This is a genomic window from Virgisporangium aliadipatigenens, from assembly GCF_016863615.1.
Lineage (GTDB): Bacteria > Actinomycetota > Actinomycetes > Mycobacteriales > Micromonosporaceae > Virgisporangium > Virgisporangium aliadipatigenens.
The window spans coordinates 103,191-122,533 of sequence record NZ_BOPF01000024.1; the positions used below are offsets into that span (position 1 = coordinate 103,191).

At 73.8% G+C, this 19,343-nt stretch carries 15 protein-coding genes; 6 read left to right on the forward strand and 9 right to left on the reverse strand.

Annotated features, from left to right (window positions below; all coding sequences use genetic code 11):
- Positions 1-17: 17 nt before the first annotated feature.
- Both glpK and Val02_RS29690 read left to right on the forward strand, forming a co-directional pair.
- Complete coding sequence (glpK, locus tag Val02_RS29685; protein ID WP_203902549.1) at positions 18-1,535, forward strand: glycerol kinase GlpK; 1,518 nt, start codon at positions 18-20, stop codon at positions 1,533-1,535.
- 32 nt (positions 1,536-1,567) lie between these two features.
- The gene (locus Val02_RS29690) at positions 1,568-3,289 is read left to right on the forward strand and encodes a glycerol-3-phosphate dehydrogenase/oxidase (protein WP_203902550.1); all 1,722 of its coding nucleotides are present in this window, start codon (positions 1,568-1,570) and stop codon (positions 3,287-3,289) included.
- Between the two features lie 67 nt (positions 3,290-3,356).
- On the opposite strand, the gene Val02_RS29695 is transcribed toward Val02_RS29690, so the two are convergent.
- A complete protein-coding gene (locus Val02_RS29695; protein WP_203902551.1) occupies positions 3,357-3,725 on the reverse strand; it encodes a response regulator in 369 nt (122 codons plus the stop codon).
- 112 nt (positions 3,726-3,837) lie between these two features.
- Here Val02_RS29695 and Val02_RS29700 point away from each other — a divergent pair, with 112 nt between their 5' ends.
- Positions 3,838-5,532, forward strand: a complete 1,695-nt coding sequence (locus tag Val02_RS29700; protein WP_203902552.1) for a hypothetical protein — start codon at positions 3,838-3,840, stop codon at positions 5,530-5,532.
- Between the two features lie 46 nt (positions 5,533-5,578).
- Here Val02_RS29700 and Val02_RS29705 read toward each other — a convergent pair whose 3' ends face one another.
- Positions 5,579-7,822, reverse strand: a complete 2,244-nt coding sequence (locus tag Val02_RS29705) for an MMPL family transporter (RefSeq protein ID WP_203902553.1) — start codon at positions 7,820-7,822, stop codon at positions 5,579-5,581.
- A gap of 140 nt (positions 7,823-7,962) precedes the next feature.
- On the opposite strand from Val02_RS29705, the gene Val02_RS29710 reads away from it, so the two are divergent.
- The gene (locus Val02_RS29710; protein WP_203902554.1) at positions 7,963-8,688 is read left to right on the forward strand and encodes a TetR/AcrR family transcriptional regulator; all 726 of its coding nucleotides are present in this window, start codon (positions 7,963-7,965) and stop codon (positions 8,686-8,688) included.
- A 65-nt stretch (positions 8,689-8,753) separates the two neighbouring features.
- Here the strand turns inward: Val02_RS29710 and Val02_RS47650 are convergent, their stop codons facing one another.
- On the reverse strand, positions 8,754-9,455 hold the full coding sequence (locus Val02_RS47650) for a LuxR C-terminal-related transcriptional regulator (protein ID WP_239153429.1): 702 nt from the start codon (positions 9,453-9,455) through the stop codon (positions 8,754-8,756).
- Positions 9,456-9,655: 200 nt separating this feature from the next.
- Between Val02_RS47650 and Val02_RS29720 the strand changes: the two genes are divergently transcribed.
- Positions 9,656-10,519 (forward strand): S1C family serine protease, encoded by an 864-nt coding sequence (locus Val02_RS29720; protein ID WP_203902555.1) that lies wholly within the window; start codon positions 9,656-9,658, stop codon positions 10,517-10,519.
- On the opposite strand, the gene Val02_RS29725 is transcribed toward Val02_RS29720, so the two are convergent.
- Genes Val02_RS29725 through Val02_RS29740 form a run of 4 tightly spaced genes read right to left on the reverse strand, consistent with a single transcriptional unit; the run spans position 10,514 to position 15,602 of the window.
- Entirely contained in the window at positions 10,514-11,635 is a 1,122-nt protein-coding gene (locus Val02_RS29725; protein ID WP_203902556.1) for a glycosyltransferase family 4 protein, read from the reverse strand. The genes Val02_RS29720 and Val02_RS29725 overlap by 6 nt on opposite strands.
- 37 nt (positions 11,636-11,672) lie before the next feature.
- A complete protein-coding gene (locus tag Val02_RS48315; RefSeq protein ID WP_203902557.1) occupies positions 11,673-12,839 on the reverse strand; it encodes a glycosyltransferase in 1,167 nt (388 codons plus the stop codon).
- Positions 12,836-13,669 carry a class I SAM-dependent methyltransferase gene (locus Val02_RS29735; protein WP_203902558.1) on the reverse strand — a complete coding sequence of 278 codons (834 nt, stop codon included), beginning with the start codon at positions 13,667-13,669 and terminating at the stop codon, positions 12,836-12,838. Before Val02_RS29735 ends, Val02_RS48315 begins: the two co-directional genes overlap by 4 nt.
- Before the next feature lie 46 nt (positions 13,670-13,715).
- Positions 13,716-15,602 carry an oligosaccharide flippase family protein gene (locus tag Val02_RS29740; protein ID WP_203902559.1) on the reverse strand — a complete coding sequence of 629 codons (1,887 nt, stop codon included), beginning with the start codon at positions 15,600-15,602 and terminating at the stop codon, positions 13,716-13,718.
- A 131-nt stretch (positions 15,603-15,733) separates the two neighbouring features.
- Between Val02_RS29740 and Val02_RS29745 the strand changes: the two genes are divergently transcribed.
- Positions 15,734-17,470, forward strand: a complete 1,737-nt coding sequence (locus Val02_RS29745; RefSeq protein WP_203902560.1) for a DUF4012 domain-containing protein — start codon at positions 15,734-15,736, stop codon at positions 17,468-17,470.
- A gap of 6 nt (positions 17,471-17,476) precedes the next feature.
- Here the strand turns inward: Val02_RS29745 and Val02_RS29750 are convergent, their stop codons facing one another.
- Both Val02_RS29750 and Val02_RS29755 read right to left on the reverse strand, forming a co-directional pair.
- Positions 17,477-18,049 (reverse strand): hypothetical protein, encoded by a 573-nt coding sequence (locus tag Val02_RS29750; protein WP_203902561.1) that lies wholly within the window; start codon positions 18,047-18,049, stop codon positions 17,477-17,479.
- 14 nt (positions 18,050-18,063) lie between these two features.
- Complete coding sequence (locus Val02_RS29755) at positions 18,064-19,275, reverse strand: ABC transporter permease (RefSeq protein WP_203902562.1); 1,212 nt, start codon at positions 19,273-19,275, stop codon at positions 18,064-18,066.
- Positions 19,276-19,343 lie beyond the last annotated feature (68 nt).

The window sequence follows — 19,343 nt, forward strand, 5'->3', positions numbered from 1 at the left end:
AGGAGGAACACCCCCAGATGGCTGATTTCGTCGGTGCCGTAGACCAGGGCACCACCAGCACCCGATTCATGATCTTCGACCACGGCGGCAACGTCGTCGGCATGCATCAGCTCGAACACGAGCAGATCCTGCCGCAGGCGGGCTGGGTCGAGCACAACCCCGTCGAGATCTGGGACCGCACCACCACGGTCATCGCGACGGCGTTGCGCCAGGCCAACCTCTCCGCCACCGACCTGGCCGCGCTCGGCATCACCAACCAGCGCGAGACGGCCGTGGTGTGGAACCGCCGCACCGGCCGCCCGTACTACAACGCGATCGTGTGGCAGGACACCCGCACCGACCGCATCGCCTCCGCGCTCGAACGCGACGGCAAGGGCGACGTCATCCGCCGCAAGGCCGGCCTGCCGCCCGCCACCTACTTCTCCGGCGGCAAGATCCAATGGATCCTGGAGAACGTCGAGGGCGTGCGCGAGGCCGCCGAACGCGGCGACGCCGTCTTCGGCAACACGGACAGCTGGCTGCTGTGGAACCTCACGGGCGGCGCCGACGGCGGCGTGCACGTCACCGACGTCACCAACGCCAGCCGCACCATGCTGATGGACCTGGAGACCCTCTCCTGGGACGACGAACTGCTGTCGTTCTTCAACATCCCGCGCGCGATGCTGCCGGAGATCCGGCCGTCGTCCGATCCCAACCGGTACGGGGTGACCCGCGCCGGCGGCCCGGTCGGCGGCGAGGTCCCGCTGACCGGTGACCTCGGCGACCAGCAGGCCGCGACGGTCGGCCAGGTCTGCTTCAGCCCCGGCGAGGCGAAGAACACCTACGGCACCGGCAACTTCATGCTCCTCAACACCGGCACGGAACTGGTGCGCAGCAACAACGGGCTGCTCACCACCGTGTGCTACCGGTTCGGGGACCAGGCGCCGGTGTACGCGCTCGAGGGGTCGATCGCCGTCACCGGTTCGGCGGTGCAGTGGCTGCGCGACCAGTTGGGCATCATCCGGCAGGCGAGCGACAGCGAAACCCTTGCCGCACAGGTGAACGACAACGGCGGCGTGTACTTCGTGCCGGCGTTCTCCGGACTGTTCGCGCCGTACTGGCGTTCGGACGCGCGGGGCGCCATCGTGGGGCTCTCCCGCTACAACACCAACGCGCACGTGGCGCGGGCGACCCTGGAAGCGATCTGCTACCAGACCCGCGACGTGCTCGACGCGATGAACTCCGACTCCGGGGTCGCGCTCGACGTGCTCAAGGTCGACGGCGGGATCACCGCCAACAACCTGTGCATGCAGATCCAGGCCGACGTCGTGGGCGTTCCCGTGAGTCGTCCGGTCGTGGCGGAGACGACCGCGCTCGGGGCCGCGTACGCCGCGGGGCTCGCGGTCGGCTTCTGGAAGAACACCGACGAGCTGCGGGAGAACTGGAACGAGTCGCAGCGCTGGCAGCCGTCCTGGACGCAGGAACAGCGCGACGAGGGCTACGCCCGCTGGAAGAAGGCTGTGCAAAGGACCCTTGACTGGGTAGACGTCGACTAAACCCGATACAAGGCGGGGCGAGGGGAAACGTTATGCGGTCGGCAATTCTTTCTCCGGCACGACGGGACTCGGACATCGCGGCGATGGCCGCGGCGGACGAACTCGACGTGGTGGTGGTCGGCGGTGGCGTGGTCGGTGCCGGTGCGGCACTGGACGCGGTCACCCGCGGGCTGTCCGTGGGACTCGTGGAGATGCGGGACTGGGCCAGCGGCACGTCCAGCCGCTCCAGCAAACTGATCCACGGTGGCCTGCGCTACCTGGAGATGCTCGATTTCGCGCTGGTACGTGAGGCGCTGAAGGAACGCGGGCTGATCGTGCAGACCCTCGCCCCGCACCTGGCCCGGCCGGTGCGGTTCCTGTACCCGTTGCAGCACCGGGGCTGGGAACGCTTCTACGCCGGCGCCGGGGTGGCGCTCTACGACACGCTGGGCTTCTCCAGCGGGCACAGCAGGGGCCTGCCCCGGCACCGGCACCTGACCCGCCGGCAGGCCGTGCGGCTGGCGCCGGCGCTCAAGCCGGAGTCGATGGTGGGCGCCCTGCAGTACTCCGACGCCCAGTTGGACGACGCGCGCCACACCATGACGATCGTGCGCACCGCCGCCGCCTACGGCGCGCACGTGGCGTCGCGGTGCCGGGTGATCGGTTTTCTCCGCGAGGGCGAACGGGTCACCGGTGTGCGGGTGCGCGACCTGGAGCACGACCGAGAGTTCGAGGTGCGGGCGAAGCAGGTCATCAACGCCACCGGCGTGTGGACCGACGAGACGCAGGCCCTGGTGGGGGAGCGCGGGCAGTTCAAGGTGCGCGCCTCCAAGGGGATCCATCTGGTGGTGCCGCGCGACCGGATCCGTTCCTCGACCGGGATCATCCTGCGCACGGCCAAGAGCGTGCTGTTCGTCATCCCGTGGGGCAGGCACTGGATCATCGGCACCACCGACACGGAATGGACGCTGGACAAGGCGCATCCGGCGGCGTCCAGCGTGGACATCGACTACCTGTTGAACGAGGTCAACAAGGTGCTCGTCACCCCGTTGGAGCGCGCCGACGTGGAGGGCGTCTACGCCGGCCTGCGGCCGCTGCTGTCCGGCGAGTCCGACGAGACCTCGAAGCTGTCCCGCGAGCACACGGTCGCCAGCGCGGTGCCGGGCCTTGTGGTGGTGGCGGGCGGCAAGTACACGACGTACCGGGTGATGGCCAAGGACGCGGTCGACGCGGCGGTGCACGGCATCGGCGGTTCGGTGCCGCCGTCGGTCACCGAGCGCGTCCCGTTGCTCGGCGCCGAGGGTTTTCAGGCGCTGTGGAACCGCCGACGCGCGCTGGCCGCCGAGACCGGGCTGCACGTGGCGCGGATCGAACATCTGCTCGGGCGCTACGGCTCACTCGTGTTCGAACTGCTGGAGCTGATGGAGCGGGATCCCGCGCTGCGCGAGCCGGTGGACGGCGCCGACGACTACCTGAAGGCGGAGATCGTCTACGGGGCCTCGCACGAGGGGGCGCGTCACCTGGAGGACGCCATGACCCGACGGACCCGCATCTCCATCGAGGCCTTCGACCGCGGCGAACGCACGGCCGCGCAGGCGGCGGAGCTGATGGGCGGCGTGCTCGGCTGGACGGACGCCCAGGTGAAGCGCGAGGTCGAGCACTACCTGCTACGCGTGCGCGCCGAACGCGCCTCGCAGGAGCAGACCGACGACGACACCGCCGACGCCACGCGCCTGGGCGCGCCGGAGGTCGTCCCGCTGGCCCCGGCCTCCTAGGCCGTGTGTCGAAGTGGCTGGCCGGCCTGCGGCGGACTCAGCTCGACCGACCGCTTCGACACACGGCCTAGAGCGCGGATCCGAGCAGGCGCGCCACCTTGCCGGCCAGGTCGCCGGGCAGGTACGGCTTCGGCAGCGTGTCGGTGACCCCGGCCTCGTCCAGGCGGGGGTCACCGGCGGCGACGGAGCCGCTGGCGATCACCACCGGCACGTGCGCGTGCTCGGGGTCGGCGCGCAGCGAGCGGCACAGGTCGAGGCCGGTCATGCGGGGCATCTGGTTGTCACTGATGACAAGGTCCGGCCGGTGCTTGCGAACGGCCTCCAGCGCGGCGACGCCGTCCGGCGCGGAGATCACGACGTGGCCCTCGCGGGTGAGCACGCGGGAGACCAGTTGGAGCATGTCCGGCTCGTCGTCAACCGCTACTACTAATGCCATTTGCTGAACATACGCCCGAAATCCGAGCGTTGCGTTGTTTCGGGCTGTAAGCGCCTGTCCGCGACAGCCGCGGGCGCGCCGCCATCGACCGGCGCCGGTAGTGTCGGCTAGCGTGTCACACCCTCAGGACTCCTCGCCGCCCTACTCCGACCTGCGGATAGTTCGGCACGCGCCGGCCGTAGAGGTGCTCACCGGCACCGACGCCAACGGCACACCGGTGCTCGTGCTGCAGCTCTCCGCCGCCGGTTCGGCCGATCCCGCGGTGCGGTCGGCCTTCGCCGAGGCCGTCGGCGATAGGTCGTACGCCCGGCTCTCCGGACAGGTCGACGCCGTCGACCTCGACGGCGCCCGGCCGTGGGCCGCCGGGTGGCAGCACGGGGTGCCGGCCGCCGTGGACGACCTGGTCGGGCGGCTGCCGCTGCCGAGCGGGGGCGGGGAGGTGTCGGGGCCGAGCGGGTGGGCGCCGTCGCCGTTCGGGCCGCCGCTGGGTGGGACCTCGGAGACGAGCTTCACGATCGAACCGGCCGTGGGGCAGGGGACCGGCTTCGGCCAGCCGGATCAGCCGCAGCCGGGCATCGGCCAGCCGGGCCAGGTGCCGCCGGGCGCGGGTCAGCCGGCGCCGGGGATGTGGAGTCCGGGCGCGCCGGCCTCGGGGATTCCGGGCGCCGGGCAGGTGTCCGGGCCGCCCGGCCCGATGACCGGTCAACCGGGTGGTTACGCTGCCGGTCCGGTGACCGGCACGGGCCCGATCTCCGGCCCACCCGGCCCGATGGCCACGGGCGGTGCGATGGGCGCCGGCGGTGCGATGGGCATGCCCGGCCCGGTGTCGGGGCCCGGCGGTTACGCGGGCGGGCCGGTGTCGGGGCCGGGCGGTTACGCGGCCGGGCCGGTGACGGGTGCGGGTGCGCCGGGCGTGGGCTACGGCCCGGTGTCGGGCGCGTCGGGCGGCGGCTGGGCGCCGGCCGGTCAAGGCATGCAGGGCGGGCCGGCAATGCAGGGCGGGCCGGGAATGCCGGGCGGGCCGGGAATGCAAGGCGCTCCCGGCGGGCCTGGGATGCCGGGGCGGGGGGACGGGCGCAACCTGCCGGCCGCCGTCATCGGCCTGCTCTGCGCCGCCCTGCTCATCGCCGTCGTGGCCGTCGTGGCGGTCGTGGTCAACATGGGCGGCGACGACGACCGCGACCCCGTGGCGAACCCGACCCCGACGCGCGAACGCACTCTGCCCACGCAGGAGTCGGCGCCGACCGCCGGGGCGACGACCGCCGCGCCGAGCGCGACCGCCGGGGCCAGCCCGGCGGGGGACAAGCCGACGCTGCGTTCCGGCACGGCGCCGCGAACCGTCGCCGGGCCGAGCTACGCGACCGGCGAGGAGACCTACACGATGGCGTTCCCGGGCTGGCCGTTCGCGTTCCGGGCGCCGAAGACGTGGGGGTGCCTCAAGGGCAGCTGGGACGGCGACGCCAACGCGATGGTGTGGGTCTGCGTCGACGAGGGCAACGCCGGCAACGGCCAGAAGGCCAACGTGATGGCCCGCAAGTGCGCCACGACGTGCACCACGGCCGAGCGCGCCACCATGAACAACGAGTGGTTCGACGAGGACGACAAGGCCAAGCAGCTGACCGGGGACGACAAGACCTGGTACCTGGAGACGGCGAAGAACGACAAGGGGTACTACACCCTCGACATGAGCCACTACTGGTCGAAGGACGGCACCAACTGGCAGATCGGCGTGTTCGTGCAGTCGCCGCCGGACACCAAGGGTTCGGTCCAGAAGATCGTCAACGAGGTCCTCAGCCAGACGTCCTGACAGGCGAAAGGGCCCACCCCGGGCGGGGTGGGCCCTTCTTCGTCCGTCAGGCCAGTGCGGGCTCCGGCGAGGACGAAGGCGAGGGTGCCGGCTCGGCGCGCGGCAGGTGATCCGCCGGGCGGCCCTCCACGTGCAGCTCCGGCACGATGCGGCCGAGGAAGTTCGGCATCCACCAGTTGAAGCGGCCGAGCAGGTGCATCGCGGCGGGCACCAGCAGGAGCCGCACCACCGTGGCGTCGATCAGGATGGCCGCCGCCATGCCGACGCCGATCACCTTCAGCACCACGTCCGGGCTCGGCACGAACGCCGCGAACACCGCGATCATGATCGCCGCCGCCGCCGTGATGACCCGGCCGGTACCGGCGAGCCCCTCGGTGACCGCGCGGGAGTTGTCGCCGGTGCGCAGCCACGCCTCGCGCATGCGGCTCACCAGGAAGACCTCGTAGTCCATCGAGAGACCGAAGAGGATCGCGAACATCAGCACCGGCACGAACGCGGGCAGCGGCGTGTCGGTGTCGATCCCGATGAGCTTCCCGAACCAGTTCCCCTCCAGCGCGTAGGCGACGACGCCGTAGGCGGCGGCGACCGACAGGAGGTTCATGACGGCGGCCTTGATCGCCACCACGACGCTGCGGAACGACACGAGCAGCAGCAGCATCGACAGCAGCACCACGCCGCCGATGAGCAGCGGGAGCCGGCTGGCGATGTTCTCGGTGCTGTCGATGGCGGTGGCCGTGACCCCGCCGACGAACACGGTCAGGCCGGTGCCGCGCACCGCGTTCGGGATGGTGGTGTCGCGCAGCCGGTGCACCAGGTCCTCGGTGTCGGCGTGCTGCGGGCCGGTGGTCGGCAGCACCGTCAGGACGGCCGTGTCGCCGGCCGGATTGAGCTGGGGCGGCAGGGCCGCGGCGACGCCCGGCGTCGAGGCGAGCGCACCACGCAGCGGTTCGAGGCTGGCGGCGTCGCCGGCGTTCGGGAGTTCGACGGCGAGGACGAGCGGGCCGTTGAACCCGGGGCCGAAGCCGGAGGAGACCATGTCGTAGGCCTTGCGGTGCGGCGTCTCCGCGAGGGCGTTGCCGGCGTCCGGAAAGCCGAACCGCACGCCGAGGAACGGCGCGGCGAGGCCGAGCAGCACGGCGACACCCGCGACGGCGGCGAGCAGCCGGTGCCGGCGGATGAACTCGCTGAACCCGAGCCAGCGCTTGCTGGGTTCCACGTGCCCGCCGACCGCGACGGTCACCTCGCGGCGCCGGCCGAGCGGCAGCCGCAGCCGGTCGACGTGCCGGCCGAGGAAGCCGAGCAGGGCCGGGAAGAGCAGCACGCTGGCCGTGACGACGACGAGCACGCCGAGGATCGTGACGAGCGCGGCACCCCGCATGAACGACAGCCCCATGGCGAACAGGCCGAGCATGCTCACGATGACGGTGCCACCGGCGACCAGGACGGAACGTCCGGCGGTGTCCAGCGTGGCCACGGTGGCGGCTTCCGGGTCGAGGCCGGCGGCCCGCCACTCGCGGAACCGGGTGACCATGAGCAGCACGTAGTCGATGCCGATGCCGATGCCCATCATCGCGGCGAGCGAGGTGGACCAGTCGGGGGCGTCGACGAAGTTGATCAGGACGCCGGTGAACGTGCTGCTGACGGCGAGGCCGGCGACGGCCACCAGGATGGGCAGCCCGGCGGCGACGACGGTGCCGAAGGTGAGCAGCAGGATGACGGCGGCCGCGAGGAGGCCGATCATCTCGGAGCCGACCTCACCCTGCTCGGCGCGCTGGACGGGCTGGCCGCCGATCGCCGCGTCGAGCGGGCCGGCGTCGGCCTTCTCGACGGCGTCGATGATCAGCTTGGTGTCCTCGACCGGCATGTCGTCGGGGTTCGTCACGTCCAGGCGGAGCGTGGCGATGAGGGTGCGCCCGTCCTGCGAGATCGATCCCGGGGTGGTGTACGGGTCGGCCGTCGCGGCGACGTGCGGGAGCCCACGCAGTTCCCCCAGAAGCTTGTCGACCTCACCCCGAACGGAGGCGACGCCCGCGTCGGCCCGGACCACGACGTCGAGGGTGGCGCCCGACTGGGCGGAGAAGCGCGACTCGAGCAGCTCCTGGGCGGCCTTGGAGTCGGAGCCCGGCGCGGAGTAGTCGGCGGTGAACTCGCCGCTGTACGCGTTGGACAGCCCGACCGCCGCGCCGAGGATGGCGAGCCAGAGCACGAGCACGAGGCCGCGCCGCCGGAACGCGAAGCGGCCGAGCCGCCCCAATGGTCCGATCTTCGGAGGATCGTCTGTCGTGCTCATGGTTGCCTCCCGCAAAGCTCCGTCATTCTCGTTACGCACCTTCACTGCGTTACGCCTCATAACAAACACGACGCCGCTTCACTTGTCAAGCTTCTTCACGCATGTGACGATGCTTAACGCAACCGTTACCGGGAGGTCCCATGACAGCCGCCCAGCGGGCCGCCCCCCGCAGAGAGCGGGCCCGAGCAGCCACGATCGAGGAGATCAAGCAGACCGCTCTGCGCCTCATGCACGAGCAGGGCACGCTGAGCGTGCGCTTCACGGACATCGCCCGCGCGATGGACATGACGCCGCCGGCGCTGTACCGGTACTTCGCCGACCGGGACGTGCTGCTCTGCGCGCTCATCACCGATGCCTACGACGCGCTCGGCGAGTACGTGGCCGAGTGCCGCGAGGGCGCGCCGGTCGCCGACCTGGCCGAACGGTGGAAAGCCGTCGCGCAGGCCTACCGGGATTGGGCGCGGCGCGAGCCGGAGCAGTTCATGCTCATCCTCGGCATGCCGCTGCCCGGGTACGCGGCCCCCACCGACGGCCCCACCACGGAGGCGGCGAAGCGCGCGATGGCGCAGCTGCAGTCGCTCTTCCACGAGGCCAACGCGCAGGGGGCCCTCCGGCCGCCGATCGTGGCGGAGGTGAGCGCGGCCGTCGAGGAGTGCGCCGCGATGAAGAACGCGGAGTCGCCGGCCACCGTGTCGCCGGCCCACTTCCAGGCGATGCTGCACGCGTGGGCGTCGCTGCACGGGTTCGTGATGCTGGAGATCAACGGACACTTCGACTGGATCGGTGAGGCAGCGCGCGACGCGCTCTTCCTCGGCCAGGTGCGGGCCATCGCCCACGCCGCCGGGATGCCGGTCCCGGACGCGTAGCGGCGAATTGCCGGACCCGTGGCGGCCCCCCAGGACCGCCACGGGTGTCTCCACAAGGCGGACGACTACATCAGCGCGTCCACCGACACCCGCGGAGGCCAACGGCCCGGGGTGAGAATTCCCAATGCGTACGCACGCGCCACCAACGCCGGCCGGTTGGGTGCGTTGACCCTGCGCAGCAGCGACGCGACGTGGTACTCGATGCCCTGCGGACTGAGGTGCATCTGTGCGGCGAGGTCGGCGGTCGAGGCCCCGGCCGCCACCCCCTCCAACACCCGGGCATTGCTCGCCGTCAGGGCGAACAGGTGCCCGCTGCGCTTCGCCGAGAGCACGACCACGACGGTGTCGACCCGTTCAGAGCCGCGTCGTACGCCGATCGCCGTCACCCGGCATGAGAACACCCGGGGTCCCATGCCGCGCACGGTTACCACATCCGACCAGTAGGGCCGCGAACCTGCCCGCACCGCACCGAAGTTGGTGCGGAACGTCTCGCGGTCCTCGGGTCGGAGAAAATCCTCGAACATCTTGCCGTGCACTTCGGTTGCCGGCCGACCGACCTGGCGAACCAGTGCCGACGAGACGCGCTCGATCCGGCCGAACCGGTCGAGCTTCGCCATCCTGGTCCCCGACTTCGGAAAGAACGAGCGGACCAGTTCGAACGCCTCATCCGGCTCCGCGACGGAGACGGTGGGCAATGGGTGCACGTTCGAAACCATTTCGCGGCGGGCCATCGTCACGCAGCGATGATTGCCCGACCAGGTGTCCACCGAACAGATCAATCGGTGCTCAACCCTTGGGGGGAGCCGCTCACTTCAGAGCTCACCGGTCGCCGCACGCTACCACAAAGTGACGGTCGGCTAAGTCCCCCTTTGGAGGACCCCGGTATCAACCACACGGTCGTTCGTTCATGGCGGGCGCACAGCTCGGTTACAGGCAACCACCAGCCCCGACGCCGACAGTCGGGAGCATGACCGAGCACCCTTACACCTTCCCGTCGCAGCGCCCCTCCGCGCTGATCCCGCCGGCCCCGACGCCGGTGTACGCCCCGGCCGCGCCGCGGCGGCACCGGTGGACGCGCCGGGTCGCGGCCGCGTTCGCCGTCGCCGCGCTGGCCCTCGGGGGCGGCGCCGCGGGCGGTGCGACCGCCGTGCGCCTCGGGCAGGAGACCGTCGCCGTCGCCGGCCCGGTCTCCGCCGCCACCGCGACCCGGGCCGCCTCCGGCGAGCGCAGCCTCGCCGACGTCGCCGCCGCGGTCGCCCCGTCGGTCGTCGCCATCACCGTTCAATCGTCCGGGGGAACGGCCGAAGGCTCCGGCATGGTGCTCACCGCCGACGGCGACATCCTCACCAACGCGCACGTGGTCGGCGACGGCGGCCGCATCACCGTGACGTTCGCCGACGGGCGCAGCGTCGCCGCGAGCGTCAAGACGGTGGCCACCTCCACCGACGCGGCCGTCGTCCACGCCACCGGCGTCTCCGGCCTGACCCCGGTGACCCTCGGCGACGGCGGCGATCCGGCCGTCGGCGAGACCGTGCTGGCGTTCGGCAACCCGCTCGGGCTCGAGGGGAGCGTCACGTCGGGAATCGTCTCGGCGACCCATCGGGACGTCTCCGGCAGTGGCGGCGACACCACCATGACCGACCTGATCCAGACCGACGCCGCCATCAACCCCGGCAACTCCGGCGGCCCGCTGGTCGACTCGTCCGGCCGCGTCATCGGCATCAACACCGCCGCCGCGAGCACCTCCGAGGAGGGCGGCAGCATCGGGCTGGGGTTCGCGATCCCGATCCGGTCCGCGCTCTCCGCCGTGGGCTCCGGGGGAACGTCATGACAGCCGCGCCGGCACCGCGGTGTTCGCCACGGCCAGCGTCGACCAGACCGCGCACATCGTCTCCGCGATCCGGTCCCAGGAGAACTCCGTGACCGCCCGGTGCAGCCCGCCCGCGGACAACCGGCGGGCCAGGTCCGGGCGGCGGCGCAGCAGGTCGAGGCGTTCGGCCAGGGCGGCGGAATCCCCGGCGGGGAACGTCAGCCCGGTCCCGCCGATCACGTGCGGGATCTCGCCGACCTCGCTGCCCACCACGGGCACGCCGCACGCCATCGCCTCCACGAGCACCCGGCCGAAGCGCTCCCGTTCGACCGAGGGAAGGACCAGCGCGTCCATCCGCGACAGGCACGCGGGCCGGTCGGCGGGACCGGTCGGGCCCTGGCGGAGGACCCGGCCGGGCCGGCGCCGCGCCGCCTCGTCGACCAGGTCGGACCGGCTCCCCGCGCCGACGAGCAGCACGTCGCAGTCGACCCGCTCGGCCGCCGCCAGCAGGACGGCCACGCCCTTGCGCTCCTCCAGCCGCCCCACGAACCCGGCCGTGAAGCGCCCCGACGGGGGAGCCACCGGCGCCGGCGTGAACAGCGCGGTGTCCACGCCCAGCGGCACCACCGTCGCCGGACCCTCGTAGCCCTTGGCCCGCAGCACCGACAGCGCCGCGTCCGTCACCGGGAACGCGTGGTCGACCGCGCGGTGGGCGGTGCGCTCCAGGCGCGGGAACGGCCGCGGGAAGCGGGTCACGACGTTGCGCGCCGCGTAGAGCGTGATCGGCACGTCCGGCCAGCGGCGGCGCAGCCGGATCGCCTGTGCCGTCGTCAGAAAAGCGGCCTCGCCGATGACGTGCACGACGTCCGGACGTTCGACGGGCAGCCGGCGCATCGTCGCCGGGCGGAACACCAGCGACGCCGTGTGCCCGGTGCGGTTCGCGCCCATCAGGTGCGGCACGACGTGGTGGCGCAGCCACGGGAACCGTTCGGAGAGGCGGGCAAGCTCGGCGACCGTGCCCGTCGACACGTCGGCGGCCAGCACCGTCACCGCCATCCCGGGCCGGGCGACCAGCGCCGCGAACATGTCCGTCCAGTGCTCGGTGCGCTGACCGACGACGGTTATCAGTACGTGCACGGGATGCGCTCCAACGCTTCGGGGTCGTGGGTCGGCCTCACGGCAGCAGCCCGTCGAGCAAGCCGCGCAGGCGTTTGCCGCGGTTGGTCCAGCTGTTGCGCGCGGCGGCCGCCCGGCGCTGGCCCACCCGCGAGTCCCGCAGCGCCTCCGCCACCGCCGCCGCGAACGCCTCCGGCCCGGCCGCGATCCGTACCGGGCCGGGCCGCTTCACCAGGGCCGGCAACGGCGTCGCCACGACCGGCTTGCCGAGGGCGAGGTACTCGAAGAACTTCTTCGGGTGGGTGTGGTCCGCCCGACCCCCGACCCGGTACGGGATGAGCCCCACGTCGCAGCCCCGCAGCAGCGCCGGCACGTGGTCGAACGCCACCGGCCCGGGCAGCCGCACGTTCGGCAGCCGGCGCAGGAGCGCCCGCGCGCCCCGGGTCGACGGCCCCGCCAGCACGAACGTCCACTGTGGACGCATCCGGGCCACCTCGCTCACCAGGTGGCCGTCGAACGTGCGTTCGTCCACGGTCCCCACGTAGCCGAGCACCGGCCCGGTGGCGGTGAGCCGGCGCACCGGCCCCACCGGCGAGAACCGGCGCAGGTCGCAGCCGTTCGGCAGGACGACCACGGGCCCACGGGTGCGGGGCAGGCGCGAGGGCAGCGCGGCCGAGGAGGCCAGCACCAGGTCGGCCGCCCCGACCGCGCGGTCCCACGCCTCGCGCCGCCGCCGCCGGTGCCACCGCCCGGCGAACGTCCAGTCCAGATCGGTGGCGTCGTACACCACCGCCGCCTCGTCGAGCCCGCCGATCATCGGTGCGGCGAGGTCCTCGTCGATCCAGAGCACCCGCCGGCCCGGCCGTTCGTCCAGCCAGCCGCGCAGGGCGCCGGCGGCGCAGCGGCGCACCATCGCGTTGGCCGCCGCGACGTGCCGGTGCGCGGGCATCGCCACCGGAACGGTCGCGTGCCACACGTTCAGGCCCACCGGCGTGACGACCAGGCCGCGGCGCGGCCGCGGGTCGGGCGGGTCCACGAAGAGCACGCGCCGGTCGACGGCCAGTTCATGGGCGAGGGCGTGCTGGCGGTGGGCGCCGCCGCGCCAGGGGATGCCGCTGCACATCACCACCCAGTCCCGGGCCGTCTGCCGCAGCGGGGTGTCGGTGCGCGCCGTGTCCCCGCGATCGCGGTCGACGGTGGCACCCACTCCACTGTGGACGGTCATCGGGAGTCCTCCGGGCGGCGGGCCACGAGGCGCAGCAGGTCGCCGAGGCGGGGATGACTGACCCGGGCCGAACGGGCGGCCACCGCGTCGGCCACCACCAGGTCCCGCGCGCGGCGCATCCGGGGCAGCGGCCGGCAGTAGTAGCGGGAGAAGACGGTGTCGTACTTCTCCACCAGGAAGCCGAGGTCGATGAGGAGTTCGACGAGGCTCCACGGGGTGAAGTGCCAGCGGTGGCGCTCCGGTTGCCACGCCGGCCAGTGCGCGCCGAGGCGCTGCGCGGCGGCGGAGGCGGCGTTCGGCACCTCCAGGAAGAGCCGGCCGCCGGGCACCAGCGCCGCACGGGCCGCACTGAGGAACGTCCGCGGGTGCGCGACGTGTTCGAGGACGTGGAACGCGCACACCGCGTCGACCGGCTCGACCGACGGGGCGACCGCCTCGAAGTGGCCCTGCCGGACCGGCATCCCGAGCGACTCCACGGCGTAGTGCGCGGAGACGGGGGAGACCTCGATGCCGGTCGCGTCGATGCCGGCCCGCCGCGCCGCCGCGAGGAAGTAGCCGCCGGCGCAGCCCGCCTCCAGCAGCGTCGCCGGTCGGCAGTGGGCGCGCACCCAGCGCAGCCGCCGGCCGGCCTCGTAGCGGCGCTGCGGCGCGTCGAACCGGTCGTCGTGGCCGTCGCCGCGACGGGTGACGTCGCCGTGCCGCTCCCGTGCGGCGGCCGGGTCGGCGCTGGTGTGGCCGAGCCCGCATGAGGCGCACTGCCGCACGGCGCCGTCGAGCAGCGACCGGTGCGGCCGCGGACCGCACAGGACACAGTGGACGGTCATCGTCATGGGTTCCTCCGGGGACGGCGGGCGACGGGTCGCGGGTGGGCGCTGCTCACGGCCGCTCCTGCCGGGCATCACCCGCGAAGCCGCCCCAGCCCGTCTGGCGCGCGCGGCGGGCGGCGGAGAGGTACGCGGCCTCGAAGCGTTCGGTGGGGACCGAGCGGGCGTGGCCGGGTCCGGCGCGGCCCGTGGCGGCGAGGCCGTCGGCGCTGTAGCGGCCGGAGGCGTCGGCGCGGTCGGGGGCGGATCGGCGCGTGCCGCCGAGGCGGCCGGCGGTGCCGAAGCCGGCCGCCGTGCCGAGCAGCTCCGCGGGGTCGAGGTACCCCGTGGGGCCGCCCCCGCTCGCGGCGCCGACGCGGCCGCCGGGGCCGGTGCTGCCGGCCGCGCCGGGTGAGCCCGGGAGGCCGGGGCGGCCGGCCGTACCCCGGTGGCGGGCGAAGCCTCGGTCGCGTGCGAAGCCGGGGCCGCCGACGGGGCCTCGCTCGTCCGCGGGACCTCCGTGGTGGGCAGGGCCTCGGTGGCGGGCGGGGCTGAGCACGGCGCGCAGCGACGGCGAGAGCGCGGCGAGCACCGCCAGGAAGACGACCAGCACCAGCCCGCCCCGGCAGGCGATGGCCAGCGCGGCGCCGCCGCGGCCGGCGGCGTCGGGCAGGTGCCCCGCCGCGCACCACGCGACGGCTCCCGCGACGCCCGCCGCGAACGCCGGCCGCCACGTCGCGCGCAGGACCGGCCCGAGCGGCCGCCCGGTCTCCCGGTGGAACCGCCCCACGAGGTGCGCCGTCCCGCTGACGACGGCGAGCGCCGTGGCGACCGGCACGCCGGCCGGGCCGAGCAGCCCCAGCAGCGCGCCGGTGAGCGCCACGTTCAGCGCGGCGGACAGGAGCCCGCCCCGGGTCGCCGGCCCGGGGCGGCCCTCGGCGCGGGCCACGACCGTGGCGGCTCCGGCGGCGACGGCGAACGCGTGCGCCGGTGCGAGCAGCGCGAGGCAGGTGGCCGCCCAGGGCAGGGGTTCGCCGAGCCAGAGCCGGACCAGCGGATCGGCGCAGACCACCAGGACGGCCGCCGCCGGTGCCGCGAACGCCGCGAGTGTGCGCGTGGTGCGCAGGTAGAACCGGTCCAGCCAGGGCGTTCCGCCACGGGTGGCGCCGTCGGCGGCGGTGGGCCCGAGGGCGTGCAGGACGAACGCGGCCGGCAGGCGCAGGGCGTTCAGGAGGCGGGCACCCAGCGTGAAGCCGCCGGCCAGCACCGCGCCGTAGCAGCCGGCGAGGAGCAACCCGTCCAGTTCCGTGTCGACGGCGGTGGCGGCGCCCCGCGCCTGCACGCGCGGGCCGTGGTCGCGGATCAGGCGCAGATGCGCGCGTCTGACCAGGTGCGGCAGCGGCACGAGGTCGGGCCGGTGCCGGCGGGCGGCGGCGGCCGTCACGAGCAGCCGCCCGCACGCCGCCAACGCGACCGCCGCCGCGAGGGCGTCGAGGCCGCCGAAGCGCACGGCGAGCACCGCCGCGCAGGCCTCCAGCAGCGCCGTTCCGGCCGAGATCGCCGCGAGCGCGCCGAGGCGCCGGCCGCCCTCCAGTACCGCGCGCCAGGGCAGTTCCACGCCGGTGGCGAGCAGGGCCACGGCGCACCAGCCGGCGGCCCACTGTCCATAGAGGACGGCGGCCGCCAGTGCGGACGTTCCCACGAGAAGACCCCAGAGGAGGCCGACGCCGAGGTGCGCGCCCAGATGGGAGTGGCGGCCGGAGGTGCCGGCCACCTCGCGGGCCAGGGTCGCGCCGAGCCCGAGGTCGACCAGCGACAGCGCGGCGAGCAGACCGCAGTACACCGCCCACGCGCCGAACGCGTCCGGTCCGAGCGCGGCGTAGACGACCGGCAGCGTCGCCAGCCCGGCGCCGGCGGCGACGGCTCGGGCGACGAGCGGTGCGGAGGGCCTCGGGGTCACCTGCCACCTCCTCGCGACGTCTTTGATCGCCACTATGGGGCAGAAACGGGCAGGTAAAGGCCGAAAAACGAAAACAGGGCCATATCCGGAAAGCGGTGATGTTCTGGCCGTATCTCGTGCATAAAGGTGGAGTGGTCGAAACAACCTCGCTTCCGCGCGTCGAGCCCGCGGAGCCCGTCACGCCGTCGCCGCAACGGCGCCGGGGCGCACTGCTGGGGGCGTGCGTCCTGGTCGTCGCGGTGGCGGTCGCGGGGACGGGTGTCGGCCGGTTCGGGATCCAGGCGCGCGACGCCGCCGCGCACCTGACCCGGGCGGCCGCGCTCTTCCAACGGCTCGCCACCGACCTGCGCGAGGGCAGGGTCGGTTCGGCCACATCCACGGCTGCCGCCCTGCGCACCGAGACCCGGGCCGCCCGCGACCGGACCGCGGGCCCGCTCTGGGGAGTCGCCGCGCTGGCCCCGGGCTACGGCGACGACGTGCGCGCGGTGCGCACCGTCGCGGACGCGCTCGACGACCTCGCCCGCGACGGGATCGTGCCGCTCGCCCGGGCGGTCGGCGGGTCGGCGCTCGCCGCCGGTGGGCGGATCGACCCGGAGGCGTTGTCCCGCTCGGCGGCCGCGGTCCTCGCCGCCGACCGGGCCGTGCGGGTGGCCCGCGACCGCGTCGTCGCCCTGCCGCGCGGCGGGCTCACGCGCAAGCTGCGGCGGGGCGTGGACGGACTGCGCGACCTGCTCGACCGGGCGGTCACCCTGAGCGCGCCGATCGCCCGCGCCGCCGCGCTGGCGCCGCCGTTGCTCGGCGCCGACGGGCCGCGGACCTACCTGGTCGTCCTGCAGGACAACGCCGAGCTGCGCGCGACGGGCGGGCGTGCCTGGGCCTACGTCGTTCTCGGCGTCGAGTCGGGGGAACTGTCCATAGTGGAGCAGGGCACCGCCGAAACGGATCTCGACGCGACGGCCGCGGACGTCAACGCCGGCCCGCACTTCCCGGCGGCGGCAGCGGCCCTGCGGGAACTGTACCGGCGGCGCCACGGGCGCACCGTCGACGGCGTTCTGGCCACCGACCCGGTCGCGTTGTCCTACCTGCTGCGCGCCACCGGCCCGGTCGACGTTCCCGGTGCCGAGCCGCTCACCGCCGAGAACGCCGTGCGCACGCTGCTGTCCGACACGCACGCGACGCGGGACCCGAGGGCGCGCGACCGCTACGTCGCCGCCGCCGCGCGGGCCGTGTTCGCCGCGCTCCGCCGGCCCGGCACCGACCCGCGCAGCACGCTGGCCGAACTCGACCGCGCCGCCACCGAACGCCGCCTCCTGCTGTGGAGCGCGCACGAGGCGGAGCAGCGGCTCATCGCGGGCACCGCGCTCGCCGGCACCCTCCCGGAGAGCGACGGCGACAGGCCCACGCTCGGCGTCTTCCTGAACGACGACACCGGCGGCAAGCTCGGCTACTACCTGCGCCAGTCGGTCGAGGTGCGGGTCGGCGACTGCCGCCCGGACGGCCGGCGCGAGCTGCACGCGACCGTGGCGCTCGCCTCGACCGCCCCGCGCCGGGGCCTTCCCGAACGGGTTCGCGGCCGGGCCGGCTCCGCCGTGGCGCGCACCGCAGTGTCGGTGTTCGCGCCGACCGGCGGCGCGGTGGACGGGGCCACGCTCGACGGCCGGCCCGTGCCGATCGACGCGCGCACCGAGCGCGGGCGCGCCGTGGGCACGCTGAGCGTGGACCTGGCGCCCGGGGCGCACACCCTGGTCGGGTTCACGCTGCTGACCGCCGACACGCGGCACGGGCCGCGAACGGTTGCGCCCCGCCTGCGGACCACGCCGGCGGCGACCCCGTGGCTCACGGCGACCGGCACCGCGCCGCGCTGCTGAGCCTCCCTACTTCGCGCGGGTCACCGTGGTGGCGTTCATGCTCTCGCCGGAGCGGGCGCCGTCGACCGTCACCGTGGATCCGACCGTCAGATCCTTGAGGGAACCGGGCTGAGCCGTCCGCACCGTCGTGGCGTCGCTGGTGCGCACCGTCAGCACGGTGCCGTCGGGCAGTTCGACGTAGACGGTCGTGCCGTCGACCAGCTTGACGGTGCCGGTCACGGCGGCGCCGGCGCTCGCACCGGCCGCGGCGCTCGGGTTCGTTCCGGGGTCCTGGCCCTGGCCGCGGCGCATGCCCTGTCCGCCCTGCGCTCCCTGGGCGCCCGGTGCGCCGCCGGGGAAGCCGTAGCCGCCGGTGGGCCCCTGCTGCGCGCTCGCCGCGGCCGGAGTGCCGTAGGACTTCTGCACCTGCGCGCCCGCCGCGAAGCAGGCCACCGCCAGCGCCACCGCGCCCAGCCCCACCGTCAGCCGGGTCATCGCGGGCCTGCGGCGGCGCGCCGCCAGTTCGGCGTTCAGATCGTCGGTGAACGGATCCTCGGTCAGCTCCAGCACGGCGGTCTCGACCGGGTCGTCGGCTTTCATCGTTGGTTCCACCCTTACTCGTAACGGAGTGCGTCGATGGGGCGCAGCCGGGCCGCCCGGCTCGCCGGATAGCTGCCGAAGAAGAGCCCGATCGCCACCGAGACCCCGAGCGCCAGCGCCACCGAACTGGGCACGATGACCGGCGTGATCCCCACGATCGTGAACCGGCTGCCGACGACGGCGGCCACCACGCCCAGCAGTCCGCCCAGGAGGCTCAACACCGTCGCCTCCACCAGGAACTGCGTCAGCACCGTCCCGCGCGGTGCGCCCAACGCCTTGCGGATGCCGATCTCCCGGGTCCGCTCGGTGACGGTGACCATCATGATGTTCGTGATGCCGATGCCGCCCACCAGGAGGCTGATCCCGGCGACGGTACCGAGCAGCACCGTGAACGTCTCGGCCGTGCTCGTGCGCGTCTCCAGCAGCTGCGACTGGTTGAGGATGCGGTACGGCGGGCTGGCGGTGTTGGTCACCTTCAGCTTCTCGTTCAGGATCGAGGTGACCTGCGCCTGCGCCGCCGACACGCGGGCCGGCGAGACCGCCTGGATGAGCAGTTGGTTGAGCGGCCCGTAGCCGGTGAGCGACTCCTGCACGGCGGTCACCGGCGCGATGGCGATGTCGTTCGGGTCGCTGAACCCGGAGCCGCCCTTCTCGGCGAGCACGCCGACGACGGTGAAGTTCTTGCCGCTGACCGTGATCTGCTTGCCCAGTGGGTCGACCCGCCCGAACAGCTCCTCCGCCACGGTCGTCCCGAGCAGCACGACGTTGCGGCTCTCCCGCACGTCCTGGTCGCTGAACGCCGCCCCCTCGGCCACGGTGAAGTTCGAGGCGCCCACGTATGCGGGATAGGTGCCGACGAACTGGGCCACGCTGTGGTCGGTGCCCTCGTACGTGGCCGTCTGGCTGCCGCTGACGACGGGCGAGACGCTGCGCACGTCCGGCGCCACGGTCCGGTCGCTCAGCGCCGGCACCAGGTCCAGGGTCAGCGAGGAGTTCGTGGTGCTGCCGGCGGCCGCCGCGCGACCGGTGCCGCCGGTGACGGTGAGCGTGTTCGTGCCGAGCGCCTCGATGCTCTGCTGGATGGCCTGCGCCGAACCGTTTCCGACGGCCACCAGCAGGATGACCGCCGCGACGCCGATCAGCATGCCCAGCACGGTCAGCCCGGAACGCAGCTTGTTGGCCAGCACGCCGCGCACCGCGAAGCGAACCGTCTCCCAGATGCTCATGCTGCCGCCTCGCTTCGCTCCCCGGCACCATGAGACACGAGTGCGCAGTGCTTCATGATTCGCTCCCG

What these genes read in the sequence shown, in the direction of transcription:
- Val02_RS29720 (WP_203902555.1), top strand. Translation starts at nt 9,656, where the DNA reads ATGACCGAGCACCCTTACACCTTCCCGTCGCAGCGCCCCTCCGCGCTG.
- Val02_RS29735 (WP_203902558.1), bottom strand. Translation starts at nt 13,669, where the DNA reads ATGACGATGACCGTCCACTGTGTCCTGTGCGGTCCGCGGCCGCACCGG.
- Val02_RS29710 (WP_203902554.1), top strand. Translation starts at nt 7,963, where the DNA reads ATGACAGCCGCCCAGCGGGCCGCCCCCCGCAGAGAGCGGGCCCGAGCA.
- Val02_RS48315 (WP_203902557.1), bottom strand. Translation starts at nt 12,839, where the DNA reads ATGACCGTCCACAGTGGAGTGGGTGCCACCGTCGACCGCGATCGCGGG.
- Val02_RS29705 (WP_203902553.1), bottom strand. Translation starts at nt 7,822, where the DNA reads ATGAGCACGACAGACGATCCTCCGAAGATCGGACCATTGGGGCGGCTC.
- Val02_RS29690 (WP_203902550.1), top strand. Translation starts at nt 1,568, where the DNA reads ATGCGGTCGGCAATTCTTTCTCCGGCACGACGGGACTCGGACATCGCG.
- Val02_RS29750 (WP_203902561.1), bottom strand. Translation starts at nt 18,049, where the DNA reads ATGAAAGCCGACGACCCGGTCGAGACCGCCGTGCTGGAGCTGACCGAG.
- Val02_RS29755 (WP_203902562.1), bottom strand. Translation starts at nt 19,275, where the DNA reads ATGAGCATCTGGGAGACGGTTCGCTTCGCGGTGCGCGGCGTGCTGGCC.
- glpK (WP_203902549.1), top strand. Translation starts at nt 18, where the DNA reads ATGGCTGATTTCGTCGGTGCCGTAGACCAGGGCACCACCAGCACCCGA.
- Val02_RS29695 (WP_203902551.1), bottom strand. Translation starts at nt 3,725, where the DNA reads ATGGCATTAGTAGTAGCGGTTGACGACGAGCCGGACATGCTCCAACTG.